The following is a 20132-nucleotide window of genomic DNA, read 5'->3' as shown; positions in this document are numbered from 1 at the left end:
CATCCGCGGTTCGCGAAACCCACCCGAAGTCCGGCTCGAATTGCTGGAGGCGACCGCGGCCCAACAACTGGAGCGCATCCGCGAGGGCGGAATGGATATCGGCCTTCTTATTCCGTCCGTTCCCGATGCAGGAGACTTTTCGTTTCAGCCTTTCGACACCGACCGCCTGTGCATCGCGCTACCTCGCTCGCACTCCGTTTCCAATCCGGCGCTCGAGCAGTTCCTGAAGATCAATCCGCGGCCCACGGGTATTCGAACTTGGCTGCGGCAAAACAGCCGGAGGTCGACTAGCGCGACGGTTGCGACCGACACGAGCGAGTGATCATCAATGGCGACGCTTCGCAGCCTGCTCATCCAACGAGAAAGGCTCCTCGATCCACTCACATCATCCGATCGAGGTGGGCAGAATGGAAAAGGATTCTGAAACAACATGCCATCCCTCGTAACGGGATTCACAAAAATAAAGGCGTATGACAATAGGACTATCTCGTGATTGACCTACCGCTACTTATCGCTTTCCTTGCCGCCGCTTCGGTTTTGGTGATCACGCCGGGCTTGGATACGGCTATGATCCTTCGAGCCGTGACCGTCGAAGGTCGATGGCCTGCCGTTGCTGCGGCATCAGGAATTGCACTCGGATGCCTCGCTTGGGGAACAGCCGTAGCGCTGGGACTGGGAGCGCTATTGCGCGCGTCAGAGCTAGCATACGCGGTTTTGAAATTCAGCGGCGCTGCCTACCTTATTTTCTTGGGGGTAAGGCTATTGATCAAACCAAGAAATTCACTGCTCACTGTTGGAAAATGGACTCCCGAGAATCGTCTGAAAAGCGCCTTTCTGCAAGGATTTCTATCGAATCTCTTTAATCCAAAAATAGGCGTGTTCTATGCGGCGTTCCTGCCGCAATTTGTACCGGCCGCAGAGAATATGACTTTGGGCGTGTTTTTCTTGACGATTATACATGTCTTCATTACTTTTCTCTGGTTTTTCACCGTAATTGCCCTAACGGGCCCGCTCGTCAAATTTCTTCGTCAGCCCAAGGCGGTCAAGACGCTGGACCGTCTAACCGGAGGTGTTTTTGTGGCGTTTGGACTGAAGCTGGCTGCGTAGCCGATCTATTGAACGGCTCACCGCTCTTGTGACGTTTCCGGCGAGACGGTGTCGACCTCAACTGTAGCCTCGGCCTGATCGAAGGGTGCGAATTTGGCTATGCCCTACCCAGCGCCTCAGTTGGCGCAAGGCGGGCGGCGCGGATTCCGCTGCGCATCCTGCTATCGCTATAGGAATGGTCGAAGGGTCGGCCCGAGAAACGATGGCACGCCTGCGCGCGCGGCGTCTGGATGAAGCTCGGGCAGATGGCGTTCGAGGCTGAACAAGCAGATGCACGCGATAAGTCGCAGCAGGCTCAGGCGTAGCCAAGGGCGGGCGGCGCGGAGACATCAAATATCGCAGCGTTGCCCGCCATCGCGCGACTTGCGTCTGCGCTCACCCCGCGCCGTATCTGCATCACATACCCTTGCCGGGATGACGGCACCCCGACTCTCCGTCCCAAGCAGAAAGGCTTCCCGGCCGATCATTTCCCAATCCTCGACGCATCTGATCTGCAAGGCCCAGCAAGTTCCGGAGTGCCGGGCTGCCGTTGAATGGCGACCACACGGCTGAGAAAGGAACTGGCTCAGGCTCATCCGCGAAAGGCATGAAGGCGATACCGGTTGTCGGCAACAGCGACGTGGCCGCTCCGACGATGGTGAGGCCGAAACCCTGTCCGACCATGGACAGCAGCGCGCCGCGCCCCACGTCGAAGCGCACGATCGACGGCGCGGGCCAGCGCCCGGCATGGCGTAGCACGATGTGGCTATGAACCTGCGGGCCGGTGCCGCCATGCCGAACAAGGAACGTCTCGCCGGCCAGATCGGCCCATGTGACAGCCGACCGCCCGGCGAGCGGATGCCGCTCCGGTAGTACCGCCAAGAGCGGTTCGGTCCATATACGACGGGAATGGCAGTCGGGTAGATCGGGCGTGCCCGCGACGAACGCCACATCCAACCGGTTGGCGCGAAGCTGCATTACCGCATCGCGGGCCGTGCCTTCGGTCAACTCGACTTCGACGCCGGGGTGGTCTTCGCGATATTGACCGATCAGCTTTGGCAGGAAGCTGCGAGGGATCAGGGCATGGATACCGATGCGAAGCCGACCGCTTTCTCCGGCTGCCGCCATGCCGGCGGTCTTTATCGCATGGTCGAGTTGATCGACGCCCGCCGCTATCCGCTCGACGAAATGGCGTCCGGCCTCGGTCAGCCGAACGCCGCGAGCGTGACGCTCGAACAGCAGGATACCAAGATCCTCCTCCAGCGCCTTCACACGCGCGCTGACGCTGGATTGCGCTATGCCTAGCGCGTTCGCTGCATGGCGGAAGTTTAGATACTCGGCAACGGCGAGCGCCTGGATCAGCGATGCGAGAGGGATGCGTGACCCAAGTGAGGTGGGCATCCCCCATCGGCGATCAACTATTGGTGCCGAACGCCGCCGCCGCATGAGTCAGTTCCTGCCCTTTTTTCCCGCGGCCGATCTCGAGCGACGTTGAGGCTGCGCGATGGTTTTCAGGAATTGTGCAAGCGCCGGATTGGAGACGGGCTCGCGAAAACAGAATGACAAGTCGAAAGAGGCATCGTCACCGGCGATGGGGCGATAGACAATCCGGTCATTTCGAAAACCCATCATACTCTCCGGCACTATCGAAATCCCGGCCTCGACAGCGACAAGGGACAGAACCGCGTGCATCCCATGCGCTTCCTGAACGACCATCGGGACAAAGCCGGCGTCGGCACATAGTCGGATCACTTGGACATGAAAGCTGCGCCCCTCGACAGCGGGCCATAAGACGAAGTTCTCGTGGACAAGGTCGCTTACCGATATGTTCTTGACTCCAGCCAGCGAGTGCGACCGGGGTAGCGCGATGCACAGGCGGTCGGTGTCAAAAGGCTGAAACGAAAGGTCTCCTGCATCAGGAACGGACGGAATAAGGAGGCCGATGTCCAAGCCACCTTCCCGGATGCGCTCCACTTGCTGAGCTGTGGTCGCCTCCAGCAATTCGAGCCGGACTTCGTGATGGGTTTCGCGAAACGCCCGGATGGCATCCGGCAGACGGCCATAAAGGGAGCTGCCGACATAGCCGAGACGCACGAGTCCGGTTCGCCCAGCCGCCGTTTCTCTTGCAGCGGACACAGAACGCTCCGCTTGCAGAAGTGTTTGCCGGGCCTCCTCAAGAAATACGCGCCCGGCCGCCGTCAACCCAAAGGTTCGATTGCCGCGTTCAATAAGCTCGATGCCGATTTCTTCTTCGAGCTTGCGGATCGCCATCGTCAAAGGTGGCTGCGACATATTCAGGCGTGCAGCGGCACGATGGAAATGCAATTCTTCCGCAACCGCGATGAACTGGCGTAACTGGCGAAGGTCAACCATCATATGATTCCTCGGTTCCGCCGGGATAGGGCAGCGCCAGCAAGGCCCCCGACCAGGGAGCGGCCTCAAGCTCGCTGGCGCTGAGTCCAAGCCGCGCGGTGGTCACATACAGGCGGCTTCGATCGGGGGACAGCGCGCAACTTGTCGGTCGGGGAACCGGAAGTTCGACGCGTCCGGCGAGACTGCCATCGGGCGCGAGCCGAAGAACGGCCGCGCCATCGAACAGTACGGACAGGACATAACCGCGAGGATCGACCAGCAACCCATCGGGTTTCCCTTCGGCAATGTTCATCTGGAACCACACCCGCCGATTGCTAACTGTCCCCACCTCTGGGTTGAAATCGTAGGCATAGATCGTTCCCCGCCGGGAATCCGTGACATAGAGCGTGCGGCTGTCCGGGGACCAGTCCAGCCCGTTAATCAGCGTGAAGCCGCTATCGCCTTCGTGCCACGAACCATCTGGATCGAGCCGGTAAAGCCTGCCCGATCCCTCGGTCAGCGCTTCGTCCATAAGACCTATCCAGAGGCGGCCCCGAACATCGAAGCGCGCGTCGTTGAGGCGGAAGCCTGCTGCCGCATGCGGCGCGGACGCGATCTTACGCACTGTTCCTTCATTATCGAGTTTGGCAACGTCGCAGCCAAGGCCTAGGAACAGGTCGCTGCCGCGCTCGGCAACGAAGCCTAGTGGTGCGGAAACGGCGGTCGCTTCATTCTCGCCCGAAATGGGATCGAACAGGTTGAGCGTGGGCGCAAGTGTGTCCACCCACAGCAACCTATTTCGCGACCGGCTCCATAGTGGGCATTCTCCGAGCAGCGCCCGGCTTTCGAGGACAATCGACACGGTACTCATGATCGCGGCTCCACGGCTGGGACCGCGATGCGCGACCATTGTGCGGCGACGGCATCCGCCGTCGCCGCCCGCATGCCAAGGAGATCGCGAGGATAGTCCACGCCGACGGCCTCAGCGGCTCGCGTTGCATGGAACTGTCCATTTGCTGCCCGCAATATCCACCCGCCTTCAACGCAAGCTTCCGAAGCGAGGAACGCCGCACCCGGCGCAACTTTCGCGGGCCGAAGCTCATCAGGCTCGCCTTCGACGCCCCACATGCGCGTTTTCGCGACAGGCGAAATAGCGTTGACGACGATGCCATGGTCTGCGCCCTCCGCCGCCAAAACATTGACCACGCCAACTGCAGCCATCTTCGCGGCGGCATAGGAGGCAAGGCCTTTATGCACATATTGCGGATAGATCGCCCGGCATGATGTTGTGAGCACGATGCGCCCGTAGCCGGCGTCCTTCATCGCAGGCCATGCCGCTTGCGCGAGCCAAAGCGGGGCTTTGGCACCAATTGCCATCATGTGATCGAACGCGGTTTCCTCGATTTCTTCGATAGGCTGATAGGTAACCCAGCCAGCGTTATGGATAAGTCCATCTAGGCGTCCATGATGTGCGATGGTCTGGTCGATCAGCGCGCGGCAGCCGATGCGTGAATCCAGCGAACCACTCGTCGCCACGGCATTGTAGCCGTCAGCGCGCAAAAGAGCAGCAGCGTCTTCCGCAACCTGCGGGTTGCTGCCCAAGCCGCTAGAATCTGCACCGATATCATGCATGATCACGGTCGCACCAAGTTCGGCGAGGGTGCGGGCATATGCGAAGCCAAGGCCGCGGCCGGCACCTGTGATAAGCACTGTTCTGTTCTCGAAATTCACCTGAAGCTCCCCTTCTCATGATGAAGATGGAGGGCCAAGAACGATATTTCAAATATCTTGTTCCTGAGGTTACGATATAGAAAATATATTGCACAGATGGGTTTGGCGATTGAAGAATGACGCTGGCCGATGTGCTTCGTTCCCCCCGCCACCGCCATTACCTGTGGTCTTCACGGCACGGTTCAGTTGATCGACGCCGGCCGCCATTCGCTCGACGAAGTGGCGTACTGCCTCGGTCAGGGGCGGTGGAAAGCCAAAGTTCCGTGCGTCCACAGACTGCCAGGCTCCTCACGTCGATTGATGCTAATCTTGGTTGCTTGGGAGGCCTTGGAAAGGTTCTACCGTTTCGTCAAACTGCACCCATCGATGATTCGATTGCTCGAGTATTGAAATGGCGGGTGCGGTGAAGGCCGGGTCCGCAATTGAACCTACCGCCACCCCGATCCAGGATGGCGAGGCGTCGGCCTTCCAATAAACGGTCGAGCCACAAGTTGAGCAAAAATGCATTCGGACCTTGCGACCGCTTTCGGCAGCACGAACGAATTCCGTAGACGTCCCAGAAATTTCGACACAGTCAATCGAGTAGAACGCATTAGCGCTCAAGGGCGAATCAGCTCTTCTCTGGCAAGCGGAACAATGACACAGCGCGGTCAATTCCGGCGGTCTGCTAAGTATCAGTCTTAGGGCGCCGCAGGCGCATCGGGCAATGGCCATGGAAACTCCTCCCGCTCGCACGGTGAGATCACGTTGGATTGAGGGCTGGAGCGCAGGCCCGAACCGCAATTCATTGCAGTGGGCGGTGCGCGGCTCCGCCTTCTCGAAGCGGCGCGCGACATCATTCGTGGAAAGGGCTTTGCGGCAACAAGCGTCGACGACCTGTGCAAGGCCGCCGACGTCACCAAGGGCGCGTTCTTTCATCGTTTCGGGAGCAAGGAGGCTCTCGGCGTGGCTGCGGCGGAGTTTTGGGCAGAGACGGCGTCGACCCTCTTCGCCGAAGCGCCCTATCACGAGCCCGGTGATGCACTGGCGCGGATCCTCGCCTATGTGGCGTTTCGCAAGGCAAGCATTACCGGCGATCTAAAGGAATTCACTTGCCTCGTCGGCACGATGGCGCAGGAGGTTTTCGAGACAGCGCCGGATATTCGCGATGCCTGTGGCCACAGCATGTTCGGCCATACAGCGACACTAGAGGATGACATCGAACAGGCGCGGCGCGAGCACGGCATTACAGCCGACTGGTCGGCGGCGAGCCTTGCCCGTCATACACAGGCGGTTCTGCAGGGCGGTTTCGTCCTGGCAAAGGCCGGCAAAGATCCCGCTTTGGCGCAGGAAAGTCTCGATCATCTGGAACGGTACATTCGATACCTCTTCAACCTCACGGAAGATTTCGACATCACGAGAAAAAAATTTTTAGCTCTGTCGATATCAGCCGGCCTCATGCGTCATTGGTGTATAGCAATTCCGGAGATCGACATGACCAAGATCAACCCAATCGCAGTCTTCGTGGCCACCGTCGCGGCTTTTGTCGCCAGCGTATTCTACTATGCCGGTCCATTGGGCGAGGTGTGGATGGAACTCGCCGGCATCGACGCGTCAGCAGGACCAAGCGGGGCGCAGATCATTGCGCAGTTCATACGCGAACTCGTCGTCGTCTCGTCCCTGGCGTGGCTGATCGTCGCCACCGGCGCCAGGACCTGGGTCGGCGCCTTGCGCGTGGGCCTCGTGGTCTGGCTCGGCTTTCAGGCGATGGCGATCGCCGGCTCGGTGATCCACGAGGCTTATCCGTGGCAGCTATACGCCATCCACAGCGGCGACGCCCTGATGAAATCCGTGCTGGTCAGCGTCATACTCGGCGTCTGGCGCAAGCGGCCGGCGGCGATCGCACAGGGGGTATGATCGATGGGCGAGACAATCGTGCTGCAGAACCCGAACCATCCGAATTATGCCAAGGAAGTCGACGCCGACATGTATGAAGCAATGAAGGCGGCGTTCCTCAAGGTACTACCGAAAACGACGCCTGGGCTGACCTACGAGGCTCTCTCGACCGCAGTGCTGCCGCTTCTGCCTGATGCCCTGTTCCCGGGCGGCGCGAAAGCCGGCTGGTACATGAAAGCGGTGCAAATGGATCTCGAGGCCAAGGGCATCATCAAGCGTGAGAAGACCAGGCCGCTGAGACTGCACAAGGTCTGAACGAAACAGGGAGGAGTCGATGAGTATGGTCCGGTGGATCGTATCCATTCCTATTTTTGGGTGTTCAGTCCCAGCATTGATGGATTGGATCGAGAAATGAATCGAAGCACACAACGCCATGTTGGCATGGCGGGCATCTCTACATCCCCGAGTCTACGATTGGCTCACGGCATGGAGGACATCGTGTTCCAAGTGACAGCCAATACGCTAACCGAGTATCTCAACTTCGACCCGGCGCGGAAAGATGACCTGGATCAGCTTGACGCTTTGATCCGTAAATCGGCCCCCGCACTCAAACGCCACTTTCACCAAGGCACCCCGGCCGGCGACGCTGGCATGCGCATGAAGATGATTGGCTACGGAAAGTTTCGCTATTCCATAAAGTCAGGCAAAGCTACGGACTGGCCGGTTATCGGTCTCGCTCTCCAGAAGAACTACATTAGCTTGTATTTCTCCATTACGGTCGACGGCGCGCCTATCGTGGACCTTTACAAAGGACGCCTGGGAGAGAAACGCTCCGGCCGCAACAATTTCAGCTTTGTGGAGTTTGGCGATCTGAAGATCGATGCGATCGCCGATTTGATTGCCAAATCTGCTGAGATATTCGGCGATGATCCAAATAACCCTGTTCGCTACCGAGAGGGGTGACTGGGCTGTAATGCGCGGAAGTTTTCCTATGTCGAAAGTTGTTGTCCCGATTGGCGATGTGGCGGAGCGCTTCGGGATGGAGCCTTCCGAGCTGGGATTTTACGAAGAGATCGAGCTGCCGAAGCCCGCACTGCGACGATCGGGACTGCGATATTACGGAATGATGGGACTCAGGCGGCTGGCGCCATTCCATTTGTTGCGGAGTGCCGGTCTCATGCGGCTTGACGATATTGCGACGACCATTGATCCGAAGGCCGATCGGCCAGGTTGGCACAAGACGCTGGGTCGCCAGGTTGTGGCACTTGAGATTCAGATTGAGAATGCGCAGAGAGCCGTGAGTGTTTCTCAAACACATGGCGAACCTGTCCAGAAATTCCCGCCCGGGGCGATCCAAAGACGGGGAGCACCTCAACCAAAGCAGGTGCGAGGCACGCCTGCCAATTCCAAAAAAATCGTTGGCAGCCGCCCAACAAGACGAGATGACCGTGGCGTATTTTGATGATGCACGCGTACTACCCTACCGTCCGAGTTCTCTGATCCTTTCGGGCTGCCATGACGCGCACCATGACGATAGCCGTCGCGCCGATCAGGATCGGCGCGACGATAATCAAAGTTCCCAGAGCTGCACTAGCCGCCAAAACCGACGATCACGCCTTTGGCTTGCCTGCAGGTTTCCATCGCGGATTTCAGTTCCGGGCTGTCAGTGATGGTAGCGAAGTCAAACTGGCCTTCGCTGCTTGGATCAGGAAAATCGGCGATGCCCTCGTCCCGCACACATTGCGCGAAGCCGAGCAACTTCGCCTTCCGCTCGGGGTCCGGACGCTCCGATGCCCAACCTTCCGGCGCCAGGTCATTGCAGGCTTTGTGAGCTGTCCGGAGGGCAGGTGCTGATCGATCGTCGAGCCGCTGGCGAAGGAGGATGCGTCCTCCAGCGTCCGGATCAGGAAAGTCGGGAAAACCGTTCGCGCGCATACATTGCGCATAGACGACGGCTTTTTCAACGTCCCTGGCATCTGCCGGACTTCCCCAAACGGACAGTGCGGCGATCACCGCCGCGTTCAAAAGCAACAGCTTCGTTTTGTGGCGGTTTGTGTAAGTTCTCAGCATCGTGATTTCTCCAAAACAGGGTTGATGGAGATTTCAACCTAAAGCGCCGAACGTTCTGGTGACGTATGTAGTTTTCGATATGCTGACGATACATTCCAAGCCCTAGTATCGAGGTGTGATGCGCGTTTTGATCGTAGAAGACGAACCCTATCTGGCAGGCGCCATCCGCGATGGTCTGCGGTTGGAAGCAATCGCTGCCGACATAGCTGGCGACGGCGACACAGCGCTGGAACTGCTCGGCATCAACGTCTACGACACCGCCATCATCGATCGAGACATTCCCGGCCCTTCCGGCGACGAGGTTGCCAAAAGCATCGTAGCCTCGGCCAGTGGCGTTCCGATCCTCATGCTCACCGCCGCAGCCCGCCTCGATGACAAGGCCTCAGGTTTTGAAATCGGCGCAGACGATTACCTAACAAAGCCCTTCGAAATTCGGGAGCTCGTGCTGAGGCTCCGGGCTCTCGACCGCCGACGAGCACGCAACAGACCACCGGTGCGGGAGATCGCCGGGCTACGCGTGGATCCGTTCCGACGAGAGGTCTATCGTGACGGTCGCTACATTGCGTTGACGCGCAAACAGTTCGCCGTTCTTGAGGTTCTTGCCGCCGCCGAGGGCGGTGTCGTCAGCGCCGAGGAACTCTTGGAGCGGGCGTGGGATGAAAACGCGGACCCATTCACCAACGCCGTGCGCATCACTGTCTCTGCGTTGCGCAAACGCCTCGGCCAGCCTTGGTTGATTGATACGGTGCTCGGCGTTGGCTACCGCATCAATGCGCAACGCGATAGTTAGCCTGGAGACAAAGCCATGGATAGAGCGCCTGGCTTGAGCGTGCGCCTTAAGCTCGCCCTGAGCTACGCAGCATTCCTGATGGTAGGAGGCACTTTGCTGCTCGCCGTAGTGTGGATTTTCCTGCTGCGGGGTACGTCCGTCAGCATATTCGTTCCAGCTCCTTCAAACCTTTTGCGTGCATTCGACCCAACCAATTTCGGCCCCATCATATTCGGCCCGGCGGCAGTCGGTGTCATGGCATTCCTGTTGGTGTTCGGACTGCTTGGAGGGTGGGTTCTCGCCGGGCGGATGATCGCTCCTTTGACGCGGATCACAAACGTAACCCGCATGGTGGCGGAAGGGTCACTGTCGCACCGGATAGGATTGCAGGGCCACAAAGACGAATTCCGCGAACTCGCCGACGCCTTCGACGCCATGCTCGAGCGCATTGAAGCGCACGTCGCAGAACAGCAGAGGTTCGCAGCCAATACGTCACACGAACTGCGCACCCCATTGGCTATCACGCAGACTCTTCTGGATGTCGCCCGGAATGATCCGAACCGCAACGCCGGCGAGCTTGTGGAGCGCCTGCACGATGTTAACGCCCGAGCGATCGACCTAACCGAGGCACTGCTTGTCCTCAGTCGTGCAGACCAACGTGCATTCACCAAAGCTCAGGTCGACTTGTCTCTCGTCGCGGAAGAAGCCATCGAGGCACTTCTCCTTATAGCCGAAAAACACAGTGTCGCGATAGAAACCTCTTGCGCCGCCGCCCCCGTTATCGGTTCAAACACGCTGCTTCTGCAGATGGCGACAAACCTTGTGCACAATGCGATCGTGCACAACCTTCCTGAGCGGGGTACAGTCTGGGTCACGACTGACGTTCGGCTTGGGCAGGTCATGCTTGTCGTTGAAAATACGGGCGAGGAACTTTCTCCTAACTCCGTTGCGGTTCTTGTCGAGCCGTTTCAGCGCGGAACCGGGCGCGTTCACACGGGGCAAGTTGGTGTGGGTTTAGGCTTGGCGATTGTCAGAAGCATTGCCCAGGCTCACGACGGCACCTTGACCCTTGCACCTCGCCCCTCCGGCGGACTGCGCGTCGTGGTCCAGCTACCCGTGCTCCCGACCGCCGCCCAACCCTTACACTGTTGATCGAAGAATTGCTTGCATGCCCTGTGCCACGGCAAAGGCCTCCGGTGAGCCGCGCGGCTTTCTCGCCGAGGTGCTCACAAGGACCGTCAACGGTCAACCGGAGTGCAGCCCTCCGAAACCTGCTCGATCTAGCGACCAAAATGGGCCGGTCGATCCGAGCAGACTAAACGCTGCGATTCGTTTCGTGCAATTCTTCACCAGCACAACGCGGACATTTGCGTAAACGCAACCCATCCTATTTACCGCCGATAGTATCCGGTAGTTCTCCAGCATCGTCTTTCCTGTTGCCTCTCGCGCGAATGCCTATCCTCTGATCGGCTCCATCTCTTTTGCCGATTGGAGCCTGTATGCGCGGAGGCCGAATACTCTGGGGTCAGATCGCCGTCGTCTTTACCATCGTTCTGGTGACGACCTGGGCGGCGACGCAATGGACGGCGTGGCGGCTCGGCTTTCAGGCGCAGCTTGGCAACCCGTGGTTCGATCTGGCCGGCTGGCCGATCTACTACCCTCCCGCGCTGTTCTGGTGGTGGTATGCGTTCGACGCTTATGCGCCGTCGATCTTCGTCGAGGGCGGCGTCATAGCGGCGTCCGGTGGCCTCATGGCCATCGGCGCCGCCATCATGATGTCGATCATCCGCGCGCGGGAAGCCCGCAACGTCGCGACGTATGGCTCGGCGCGATGGGCCGAAGACAAGGAAATCCGCACCGCCGGTCTGCTCGGCCCGGATGGCGTCGTGCTCGGCCAGTATGACCGCGACTATCTGCGCCACGATGGTCCCGAGCATGTGTTGTGTTTCGCGCCGACCCGTAGCGGCAAGGGCGTCGGGTTGGTCGTCCCCACCTTATTGACCTGGCCGGGAAGCTGCATCGTCCATGACATCAAGGGAGAGAATTGGACCCTGACGGCGGGCTTCCGGGCAAAGCACGGCCGCGTCCTGCTGTTCGATCCGACCAATGCCAGATCGTCCGCCTACAACCCGCTGCTGGAGGTGCGCCAGGGCGAATGGGAAGTCCGCGACGTGCAGAACATTGCGGATATTCTGGTCGATCCCGAAGGCAGTCTCGACAAGCGCAACCATTGGGAAAAGACCTCCCATTCGCTGCTGGTCGGCGCGATCCTGCATGTCCTCTATGCGGAGAAGGACAAGACGCTGGCGGGCGTCGCCAACTTCCTGTCCGATCCGCGCCGTCCGGTGGAAGCCACCTTGCGCGCCATGATGGGCACCCCGCATCTCGGCGAAGCTGGCGTTCATCCCGTCATCGCCTCGTCGGCCCGCGAGCTGTTGAACAAATCGGAGAACGAGCGGTCGGGCGTGCTCAGCACGGCCATGTCGTTCCTTGGCTTGTATCGCGATCCCGTTGTGGCGCGCGTGACGGCGCGTTGTGACTGGCGTATCGCCGATCTGGTCGGCAGTCGGAATCCCGTCACGCTCTACCTCGTCGTTCCGCCGTCCGACATCAACCGCACCAAGCCGCTCATCCGCCTGATCCTCAACCAGATTGGCAGGCGGTTGACGGAGGAATTGAATACGTCCGGCAAGCGCCATCGCCTGTTGTTGATGCTGGACGAGTTTCCGGCGCTCGGCCGTCTCGACTTCTTTGAATCCGCGCTCGCCTTCATGGCGGGCTACGGTCTCAAGTCATTCCTGATCGCGCAGAGCCTCAACCAGATCGAGCGCGCCTATGGGCCGAACAATGCGATCCTCGACAATTGCCATGTGCGCATCAGCTTTGCGACCAACGATGAGCGCACGGCCAAGCGGGTGAGCGACGCGCTCGGCACCGCGACCGAGCTGCGCGATTCCACCAACTACGCGGGCCACAGGCTGGCGCCCTGGTTGGGGCATTTGATGGTCTCGCGGCAGGAGACTGCGCGGCCGCTGCTGACGCCCGGCGAAATCATGCAACTCCCACCTGGCGACGAGATCGTCATGGTCGCGGGCACGCCGCCGATCCGGGCGAAGAAGGCGCGCTATTTCGAGGACGCGCGCTTTCAGGAACGCATCCTGCTGCCGCCCGACCTAGCCGCCGTTCCGGTTGCCGCTCAACCGGCATCGTCCGACGACTGGACAAGCCGCGTGATCGCACCCGCGAGCCCTTCCACCGCGAACGCAGCCGGCGCGACCGAGGGCGATCCGGCCAATACAGGCATCCGCCGCGAGCCGGAATTGCCGGAGGATGAGGAAATCGTTCCGCCGCCTGCGCCGCCGACGCAGGAGTTCGAGTTACTGGACGACGAACCTGACATCGACGCGGCCAAGGCCCGCGCCATGCGCCAGCGCATGCGGATGGTCGCGCGGCAAGCATCGCTGGACCCCAATGACGGCATCGAACTTTGAGGGGCCGCCGATGACAAACCGCACCCGGATGAACGTCTACTTCGCCCCGGACCTGCTCAAGCAGGTCGAGGCGCTGTCATTGCGGCGCAAGGTGTCGAAGTCCGCCATCATCGAGGCCGCCGTCGCGTCCTTCCTGTCGGGGGATGCGTCGGATCGGCTGGAAGCGGCCATGTCGCGCCGCCTGGACAAACTCGGCCGTCAGATCGACACGCTCGACGAAGATCTCGCCGTGATCGGCGAGACCCTCTCGCTGTTCATCCGCTTCTGGCTGACCATCACGCCGCCGTTGCCGGACTCTGCGAAAGAGTCGGCACGGGCGAAAGGGTTGGAGCGATTCGAGGGTTTCATGCAGACGCTCGGCAAGCGTCTGGCGACGGGAGACAGGTTTCTGAAAGAGTTGTCGCGCGACATAGATTCGCTTTCTGACAGTCCATTGCAAGATCAGCCCGAGGCTGATGGCGACGCTGCTTAGATTCAACCCATCCTATTTGCCGCCGATGGCCGCCGACCGCCGCACGCGCGTAAATACTTGTTGAACCCGCTCGATTTGGGGCTTTCTTAATCGACCCCGATGCGGGGACCGTCAGTCGAGCACCCCGTGAAGAACGGGGCCGACATGACTGCCAACCACCATAGACCGGAGGCGATCGCACGCGGCGCACGCATGCTGCGCACGGCGCTCGGCGCGTCTATCACGCGATTTCTCGAAGACCCGGCGGTGGTCGAGGTGATGCTGAATCCGGATGGCCGCATCTGGGTGGACCGGCTCTCCGAAGGTCTTGCCGACACGGGCGAGATGCTGTCCGCCGCCGACGGCGAACGCATCATGCGCCTGGTCGCCCATCATGTCGGCGCGGAGGTTCATCCGCGAGCCCCCCGCGTCTCGGCGGAGCTTCCCGAGACCGGCGAGCGGTTCGAGGGCCTGTTGCCGCCCGTCGTCGCAGCACCCGCCTTCGCCATCCGCAAGCCCGCCGTCGCGGTGTTCACCCTCGACGACTACGTCACCGGCGGCATCATGACCACCGACCAGGCCGCAACGCTGCGAGAAGCTGTCGCGATACGCGCCAACATCCTCGTCGCCGGAGGCACCAGCACCGGCAAGACGACGCTCACCAACGCGCTGCTCGCCGAGGTCGCTAAGACGGCGGATCGGGTCGTCATCATCGAGGACACGCGCGAACTGCAATGCGCCGCCCCGAACCTTGTTGCCATGCGAACGAAGGATGGCGTGGCGACGCTTTCCGATCTGGTTCGCTCGTCACTGCGCCTTCGCCCTGACCGTATTCCCATCGGCGAAGTCCGCGGCTCCGAAGCGCTCGACCTGCTCAAAGCCTGGGGCACAGGACATCCCGGTGGCATTGGCACCATCCATGCCGGCACCGGCATCGGGGCACTGCGCCGGCTCGAACAGCTCATCCAGGAGGCCGTCGTCACGGTCCCGCGCGCGTTGATCGCCGAGACCATCGACCTTGTTGCCGTGCTTTCCGGCCGCGGTTCCGCGCGCCGGCTTGCCGAACTCGCCCGCGTCGAAGGGCTCGGCCCGGACGGCGACTACCGCATCACGCATCCGATCACTTTGGCAACCACCCCGACAGGAGACCCTTCATGATCCGCAACGTCTTACGTTTCCGCCGCCACATCGCGACGGCCGCGACCGTCACCTATGTCAGCCTGTTCATGGCGCCCGCCGCCCATGCTTCCGGCTCCTCCATGCCGTGGGAAGCGCCGCTCCAGAGCATTCTTCAGTCGATCGAGGGGCCGGTCGCCAAGATCATCGCCGTCATCATCATCATCGTCACCGGCCTGACGCTGGCCTTCGGCGACACGTCGGGTGGCTTCCGCCGGCTGATCCAGATCGTGTTCGGCCTATCGATCGCCTTTGCCGCGTCGAGCTTCTTCCTGTCGTTCTTCTCGTTCGGCGGCGGGGCGCTCATCTGATGGCGGCCGTCCTCGAACAGCTCGACGCGGTGCCGGGCTTCACCGTTCCGGTTCACAGAGCGCTGACCGAACACATTTTGCTCGGCGGCGCACCGCGCGCCATCGCCATCATGAACGGCACGCTAGCCGGGGCCGTGGGCCTCGGCCTGCGCCTCTGGCTGGTCGGCATCGCCATCTGGGCCATCGGCCATTTCGCAGCCGTCTGGGCGGCGAAGCGCGACCCGCTGTTTGTGGAAGTCGGCCGCCGGCATCTGCGCATCCCCGGTCATTTGTCGGTGTGAGGGCGCGAGCATGATGAACCTTGCCGAATATCGCCGCACCGCCACCCGTCTCGCCGACTATCTGCCTTGGGCCGCATTGGTCGGCTCCGGCGTCGTGCTCAACAAGGACGGCTCGTTCCAGCGCACCGCGAAGTTTCGCGGACCCGATCTGGACTCCGCTGTCGCGGCCGAGCTGGTCGCCGTCGCCGGCCGTATCAACAATGCCGTGCGCCGCCTCGGCTCCGGCTGGAGCATCTTCGTCGAGGCGCAGCGCAGCGAGGCCGCTACCTATCCCGACAGCCGATTTCCCGATGCGGCGTCCGCGCTGGTCGATGCGGAACGAAAGGCCGGGTTCGAGGAAGCGGGCGCGCACTTCGTGTCCGGATACTTCCTGACCTTCCTCTATCTGCCGCCAGCCGAGGACGCCGCGCGAGCGGAAACCTGGCTTTACGAGGGCCGCGAGCAATCCGGCGTCAATCCATGGGAGGCTCTGCGCGGCTTCACGGATCGTACCGACCGCGTGCTGGCGCTACTCGACGGCTTCATGCCCGAGTGCCGTTGGCTCGATGACGGCGAGACGCTGACCTATCTGCATTCCACCATCTCGACCAACCGCCATCGCGTGCGCGTGTCGGAAGTCCCGATGCACCTCGACGCGCTGCTCGCCGATCAGCATTTGACGGGCGGGCTCGAGCCGCGCCTGGGCGATCGGCATTTGCGCGTGCTCACCATCGTCGGCTTTCCGACTGCGACAACGCCCGGCCTGCTTGACGAGATGAACCGGCTGGCTTTCCCGTATCGCTGGTCCACCCGCGCCATCCTGCTCGACAAGACCGACGCGACACGGCTGCTGACCAAAATCCGCAGGCAGTGGTTCGCCAAGCGCAAAAGCATCGCGGCGATCCTCAAGGAAGTGATGACCAACGAGCAATCCGCGCTCGTGGACACCGACGCCGCCAACAAAGCAGCCGACGCCGACATGGCCCTGCAGGAACTTGGGCAGGATGTCGCCGGCATGGCCTACGTGACGGCGACCGTCACGGTCTGGGATGCCGATCCGCGCTTTGCCGACGAGAAACTGCGGCTGGTCGAGAAGATCGTTCAGGGCCGCGATTTCACGGCCATGCCCGAAACCGTCAATGCCGTCGATGCCTGGCTCGGCTCGCTGCCCGGACATGCCTATGCCAATGTCCGCCAGCCGCCCATCTCGACGCTCAATCTCGCCCACATGATCCCCCTGAGTGCCGTGTGGGCGGGGCCGGAACGGAACGATCATCTCGGTGCGCCCCCCTTGCTCTACGGCAAGACCGAGGGAAGCACTCCGTTCCGGCTTTCCCTTCACATCGGCGACGTGGGCCACACCCTCATTGTCGGCCCGACCGGCGTGGGCAAGTCCGTGCTGCTTGCGCTCATGGCCTTGCAGTTCCGGCGCTATGCAGGATCGCAGGTCTTTGCGTTCGACTTTGGCGGTTCGATCCGCGCCGCCGCGCTCGCCATGGGCGGTGACTGGCACGACCTCGGCGGCGGCCTGTCGGAAGGGGACGAGGCGTCCGTCTCGCTCCAGCCGCTTGCCCGCATCCACGACACCTATGAACGCGCCTGGGCCGGTGACTGGATCGTCGCCATCCTCATGCGCGAGGGCGTCGCGATCACGCCCGAGGTGAAGGAGCATATCTGGACGGCGCTGACTTCGCTGGCGTCCGCGCCGGTCGAGGAACGCACCATCACCGGCTTGAGCGTCCTGCTCCAGTCGAACGATCTGAAACAGGCGCTCCGCCCATTCTGCGTCGGCGGCGCCTATGGGCGGTTGCTCGATGCCGAAAGCGAACATCTCGGCTCGGCCTCGGTGCAGGCATTCGAGATCGAGGGCCTTGTCGGGACCGGCGCGGCCCCGGCCGTGCTCGCCTATCTCTTCCATCGCATCGGCGACCGGCTCGACGGCCGCCCGACGCTGCTCATCATCGACGAGGGCTGGCTTGCGCTGGACGACGAAGGGTTCGCGAACCAGCTCCGCGAATGGCTGAAGACGCTGCGCAAGAAGAACGCCAGCGTCATCTTCGCCACGCAAAGCCTGTCGGACATCGACGGCAGCAATATCGCCCCCGCCATCATCGAGAGCTGCCCAACGCGGCTCTTGCTGCCGAACGAGCGTGCCATCGAACCGCAGATCACGGCCATCTATCGCCGCTTCGGCCTCAATGACCGGCAGATCGAAATCCTCGCGCGGGCAACGCCCAAGCGGGACTACTACTGTCAGAGCCGCAGGGGAAACCGCCTGTTCGAGCTGGGTCTGTCCGAAGTCGGCCTCGCGCTCTGCGCCGCGTCTTCCAAATCCGATCAGATCGCCATCGAACGCATCGTCGCCGAGCATGGCCGCGACGGCTTTCTCGCCGCCTGGCTCCGCCTGCGCGGCGTCGATTGGGCCGCCGACCTGATCCCCGACCTCACCAATCTCGCCGACCGACCGGAAACCGCCGCGCCGGCCGCGCTGGATACCCCCCAATCAGAGGAGACCCTTCCATGACCCGTATTCCTATTCCCAGCATGGCCGGCGCTACAGCGCTGGCCCTGGCGCTCACCACGCCCGTCGCGCTGTCGCCCATGCTGGCTAGCCCGGCTCATGCGCAATTCGGCTTCGGCCGGATCGTCTTCGATCCCTCCAACTATGCCGAAAACGTGCTTACGGCCGCGCGTACCCTGGAGCAGATCAACAATCAGATCCAGAGCCTCCAGAACGAGGCAACGATGCTCATCAATCAGGCCCGCAATCTCGCGAGCCTGCCTTATTCCTCGCTCCAGACGTTGCAGCAGAACGTGCAGCGCACACAGCAGCTCTTGAGCCAGGCGCAGAACATCGCCTTCGACGTGCAGAACATCGACCAGATGTTCCAGAGCAAGTACGGCAACATCTCGCTGTCGGCGACCGATCAGCAGCTTGTCGTCGATGCCCGCAGCCGCTGGCAGAACACGGTCGGCGGTTTGCAGGACGCCATGCGCGTCCAGGCCGGCGTCGTCGGCAACATTGACACCAATCGCACCCAGATGTCCGCGCTTGTCGGGCAGAGCCAGGGCGCGACCGGCGCCTTGCAGGCGACACAGGCCGGCAACCAGCTTCTCGCGCTCCAGTCCCAGCAGCTTTCCGACCTGATCGCGCTGATGTCGGCCAATGGCCGCGCCGGCGCCTTGAGCGAAGCCGAGCGGGCCACCGCCGCCGAGCAAGGCCGCGTCCAGCGCGAGCGCTTCCTGACGCCCGGCTCCGGCTACCAGCCGGGCAATGCGCGGATGTTCGGCAACGGCAACAACTGACGAGCGGGAGGGGGCGACCATGGACGGCAAGATGCTGGCCCGGCTGGGTGCGATCATATTCGTCGCCATCGCCATTACCGCCACGGTGATCGAGATGAGCCGCAAGGACGAACCTGCGCCGGCCCGTCCGGCCCCGGCGCTACAGCCTCCGGCCGATCCGCTGCGCCAGAGCCTGCGCCGCTGCCAGCGGATGGGCGAGGCGGCGGTGAGCGATCCCGACTGCCTCGCCACCTGGGCCGAGAACCGCGACCGCTTCCTGCGCCGCACGCCCGCGCTCGCCGCACCTCAACCCGCAGGAGAGCAGTAAGCCATGCAGGGCGCGGGCGTCATCGACAATTTTCTCGGGGTCTTCACCTCCTATATCGACAGCGGGTTCGGCCTGCTCGGCGGCGAGGTGGCGTTCATCGCCACGACGCTGATCGTCATCGACGTGACGCTGGCCGCTCTGTTCTGGTCCTGGGGTGCCGATGACGACATCATCGCCCGGCTGGTGAAGAAGACCCTGTTCGTCGGCGTCTTCGCCTATCTCATCGGCAACTGGAACAGCCTCGCCAAGATCATCTTCGACAGCTTCGCCGGCCTTGGCCTCAAAGGTTCGGGCACAAGCTTCACGGCGCAGGACCTCATGCGACCCGGCAAGGTGGCGCAGACCGGACTCGACGCCGCGCGCCCGCTGCTCGATTCCATTTCCGACCTGATGGGTTACTGGTCCTTCTTCGAGAACTTCATCCAGATCGCCTGCCTTATGTTCGCATGGGCTCTGGTCCTGCTTGCCTTCTTCATCCTGGCCGTGCAGCTCTTCGTCACGCTCATCGAGTTCAAGCTGACGACGCTTGCCGGCTTCGTGCTGATCCCGTTCGGCCTGTTCGGCAAGACCGCCTTCATGGCCGAACGCGTGCTTGGCAACGTCATATCCTCCGGCATCAAGGTTCTAGTGCTCGCCGTCATCATCGGCATCGGCTCGACGCTGTTCTCGCAGTTCACGGCGGGCTTCGGTGGCCAGACTCCATCCGTCGACGACGCCATGGCGATCGTGCTGGCCGCACTTTCGCTTCTCGGTCTCGGCATCTTCGGTCCCGGTATTGCGTCCGGCCTCGTCAGCGGCGGGCCGCAGCTCGGCGCAGGGGCTGCTGTCGGCACCGGCCTTGCCGCAGGCGGCATGGTGCTCGCCGGCGGTGCGGCCGCTGGTGGCGCGGCCATGCTCGGCGCGAAGGGCGGTGCTGCAGCGCTTTCCGGTGGCGCGGCGGCCGTGCG

The 20132-nt window shown here is 61.9% G+C and carries 23 protein-coding genes and 1 pseudogene; 18 read left to right on the top strand and 6 right to left on the bottom strand.

All coding sequences use genetic code 11. The annotated features are described in order from the left end of the window. A partial coding sequence (locus NUU27_RS20505) for a LysR substrate-binding domain-containing protein (RefSeq protein ID WP_257764075.1) occupies window positions 1-322 on the top strand: 322 nt, incomplete at its 5' end. Between the two features lie 167 nt (window positions 323-489). Beyond that, entirely contained in the window at window positions 490-1107 is a 618-nt protein-coding gene (locus tag NUU27_RS20500; RefSeq protein WP_257764074.1) for a LysE family translocator, read from the top strand. Window positions 1108-1503: 396 nt separating this feature from the next. On the opposite strand, the gene NUU27_RS20495 is transcribed toward NUU27_RS20500, so the two are convergent. The 5 genes from NUU27_RS20495 to NUU27_RS20475 form a co-directional block, all read right to left on the bottom strand. Continuing rightward, window positions 1504-2487, bottom strand: coding sequence for a LysR family transcriptional regulator (locus NUU27_RS20495; RefSeq protein ID WP_257764073.1), 984 nt, complete (start codon window positions 2485-2487; stop codon window positions 1504-1506). A gap of 48 nt (window positions 2488-2535) precedes the next feature. Continuing rightward, on the bottom strand, window positions 2536-3459 hold the full coding sequence (locus NUU27_RS20490) for a LysR family transcriptional regulator (RefSeq protein WP_257764072.1): 924 nt from the start codon (window positions 3457-3459) through the stop codon (window positions 2536-2538). Then, window positions 3452-4309, bottom strand: coding sequence for an SMP-30/gluconolactonase/LRE family protein (locus NUU27_RS20485; RefSeq protein WP_257764071.1), 858 nt, complete (start codon window positions 4307-4309; stop codon window positions 3452-3454). Before NUU27_RS20485 ends, NUU27_RS20490 begins: the two co-directional genes overlap by 8 nt. Next, window positions 4306-5169, bottom strand: coding sequence for an SDR family NAD(P)-dependent oxidoreductase (locus tag NUU27_RS20480; protein ID WP_257764070.1), 864 nt, complete (start codon window positions 5167-5169; stop codon window positions 4306-4308). Before NUU27_RS20480 ends, NUU27_RS20485 begins: the two co-directional genes overlap by 4 nt. 303 nt (window positions 5170-5472) lie before the next feature. Then, entirely contained in the window at window positions 5473-5883 is a 411-nt protein-coding gene (locus NUU27_RS20475) for a GFA family protein (protein WP_257764069.1), read from the bottom strand. A 72-nt stretch (window positions 5884-5955) separates the two neighbouring features. Here NUU27_RS20475 and NUU27_RS20470 point away from each other — a divergent pair. The 5 genes and pseudogenes from NUU27_RS20470 to NUU27_RS20450 form a co-directional block, all read left to right on the top strand. Next, window positions 5956-6555: pseudogene (locus tag NUU27_RS20470) on the top strand (TetR/AcrR family transcriptional regulator); the annotation flags it as partial. Window positions 6556-6606: 51 nt separating this feature from the next. After that, on the top strand, window positions 6607-7065 hold the full coding sequence (locus NUU27_RS20465; RefSeq protein ID WP_308219987.1) for a DUF1761 domain-containing protein: 459 nt from the start codon (window positions 6607-6609) through the stop codon (window positions 7063-7065). Between the two features lie 3 nt (window positions 7066-7068). Then, window positions 7069-7359 (top strand): hypothetical protein, encoded by a 291-nt coding sequence (locus NUU27_RS20460; RefSeq protein ID WP_257764068.1) that lies wholly within the window; start codon window positions 7069-7071, stop codon window positions 7357-7359. Window positions 7360-7530: 171 nt separating this feature from the next. Beyond that, window positions 7531-8007 carry a DUF1801 domain-containing protein gene (locus NUU27_RS20455; protein WP_257764067.1) on the top strand — a complete coding sequence of 159 codons (477 nt, stop codon included), beginning with the start codon at window positions 7531-7533 and terminating at the stop codon, window positions 8005-8007. 28 nt (window positions 8008-8035) lie between these two features. Beyond that, window positions 8036-8506, top strand: a complete 471-nt coding sequence (locus NUU27_RS20450; protein ID WP_257764066.1) for a MerR family transcriptional regulator — start codon at window positions 8036-8038, stop codon at window positions 8504-8506. A 128-nt stretch (window positions 8507-8634) separates the two neighbouring features. On the opposite strand, the gene NUU27_RS20445 is transcribed toward NUU27_RS20450, so the two are convergent. Further along, window positions 8635-9114 carry a hypothetical protein gene (locus NUU27_RS20445; protein WP_257764065.1) on the bottom strand — a complete coding sequence of 160 codons (480 nt, stop codon included), beginning with the start codon at window positions 9112-9114 and terminating at the stop codon, window positions 8635-8637. A 118-nt stretch (window positions 9115-9232) separates the two neighbouring features. Here NUU27_RS20445 and NUU27_RS20440 point away from each other — a divergent pair, with 118 nt between their 5' ends. The 11 genes from NUU27_RS20440 to trbL all read left to right on the top strand — a co-directional run. Beyond that, window positions 9233-9904 carry a response regulator transcription factor gene (locus tag NUU27_RS20440; protein ID WP_257764064.1) on the top strand — a complete coding sequence of 224 codons (672 nt, stop codon included), beginning with the start codon at window positions 9233-9235 and terminating at the stop codon, window positions 9902-9904. Window positions 9905-9919: 15 nt separating this feature from the next. After that, window positions 9920-11035, top strand: coding sequence for a HAMP domain-containing sensor histidine kinase (locus tag NUU27_RS20435; RefSeq protein ID WP_257764063.1), 1116 nt, complete (start codon window positions 9920-9922; stop codon window positions 11033-11035). Window positions 11036-11382: 347 nt separating this feature from the next. Continuing rightward, complete coding sequence (locus NUU27_RS20430; RefSeq protein ID WP_257764062.1) at window positions 11383-13374, top strand: conjugal transfer protein TraG; 1992 nt, start codon at window positions 11383-11385, stop codon at window positions 13372-13374. A gap of 10 nt (window positions 13375-13384) precedes the next feature. Then, entirely contained in the window at window positions 13385-13846 is a 462-nt protein-coding gene (locus NUU27_RS20425) for a CopG family transcriptional regulator (RefSeq protein ID WP_257764060.1), read from the top strand. 144 nt (window positions 13847-13990) lie between these two features. Next, window positions 13991-14983 (top strand): P-type conjugative transfer ATPase TrbB, encoded by a 993-nt coding sequence (gene trbB / locus NUU27_RS20420; RefSeq protein ID WP_257764059.1) that lies wholly within the window; start codon window positions 13991-13993, stop codon window positions 14981-14983. Beyond that, entirely contained in the window at window positions 14980-15312 is a 333-nt protein-coding gene (locus NUU27_RS20415; protein WP_257764057.1) for a TrbC/VirB2 family protein, read from the top strand. Before trbB ends, NUU27_RS20415 begins: the two co-directional genes overlap by 4 nt. Next, window positions 15312-15593 (top strand): VirB3 family type IV secretion system protein, encoded by a 282-nt coding sequence (locus NUU27_RS20410; protein ID WP_257764055.1) that lies wholly within the window; start codon window positions 15312-15314, stop codon window positions 15591-15593. Before NUU27_RS20415 ends, NUU27_RS20410 begins: the two co-directional genes overlap by 1 nt. A gap of 10 nt (window positions 15594-15603) precedes the next feature. Beyond that, window positions 15604-18096: a conjugal transfer protein TrbE gene (trbE, locus tag NUU27_RS20405; protein ID WP_257764054.1), complete on the top strand. Its 2493-nt coding sequence runs from the start codon at window positions 15604-15606 to the stop codon at window positions 18094-18096. Then, the gene (gene trbJ, locus NUU27_RS20400) at window positions 18093-18878 is read left to right on the top strand and encodes a P-type conjugative transfer protein TrbJ (protein WP_374567733.1); all 786 of its coding nucleotides are present in this window, start codon (window positions 18093-18095) and stop codon (window positions 18876-18878) included. Before trbE ends, trbJ begins: the two co-directional genes overlap by 4 nt. A gap of 19 nt (window positions 18879-18897) precedes the next feature. Continuing rightward, window positions 18898-19185, top strand: a complete 288-nt coding sequence (gene trbK-alt / locus NUU27_RS20395; RefSeq protein WP_257764053.1) for a putative entry exclusion protein TrbK-alt — start codon at window positions 18898-18900, stop codon at window positions 19183-19185. Window positions 19186-19188: 3 nt separating this feature from the next. Beyond that, on the top strand, window positions 19189-20132 hold a 944-nt coding region (gene trbL / locus NUU27_RS20390), incomplete at its 3' end, for a P-type conjugative transfer protein TrbL (RefSeq protein ID WP_257764052.1).

This window comes from Nitratireductor sp. ZSWI3 (assembly GCF_024655565.1).
GTDB lineage: Bacteria > Pseudomonadota > Alphaproteobacteria > Rhizobiales > Rhizobiaceae > Nitratireductor.
This window is presented reverse-complemented; position numbering and strand designations above follow the sequence as displayed.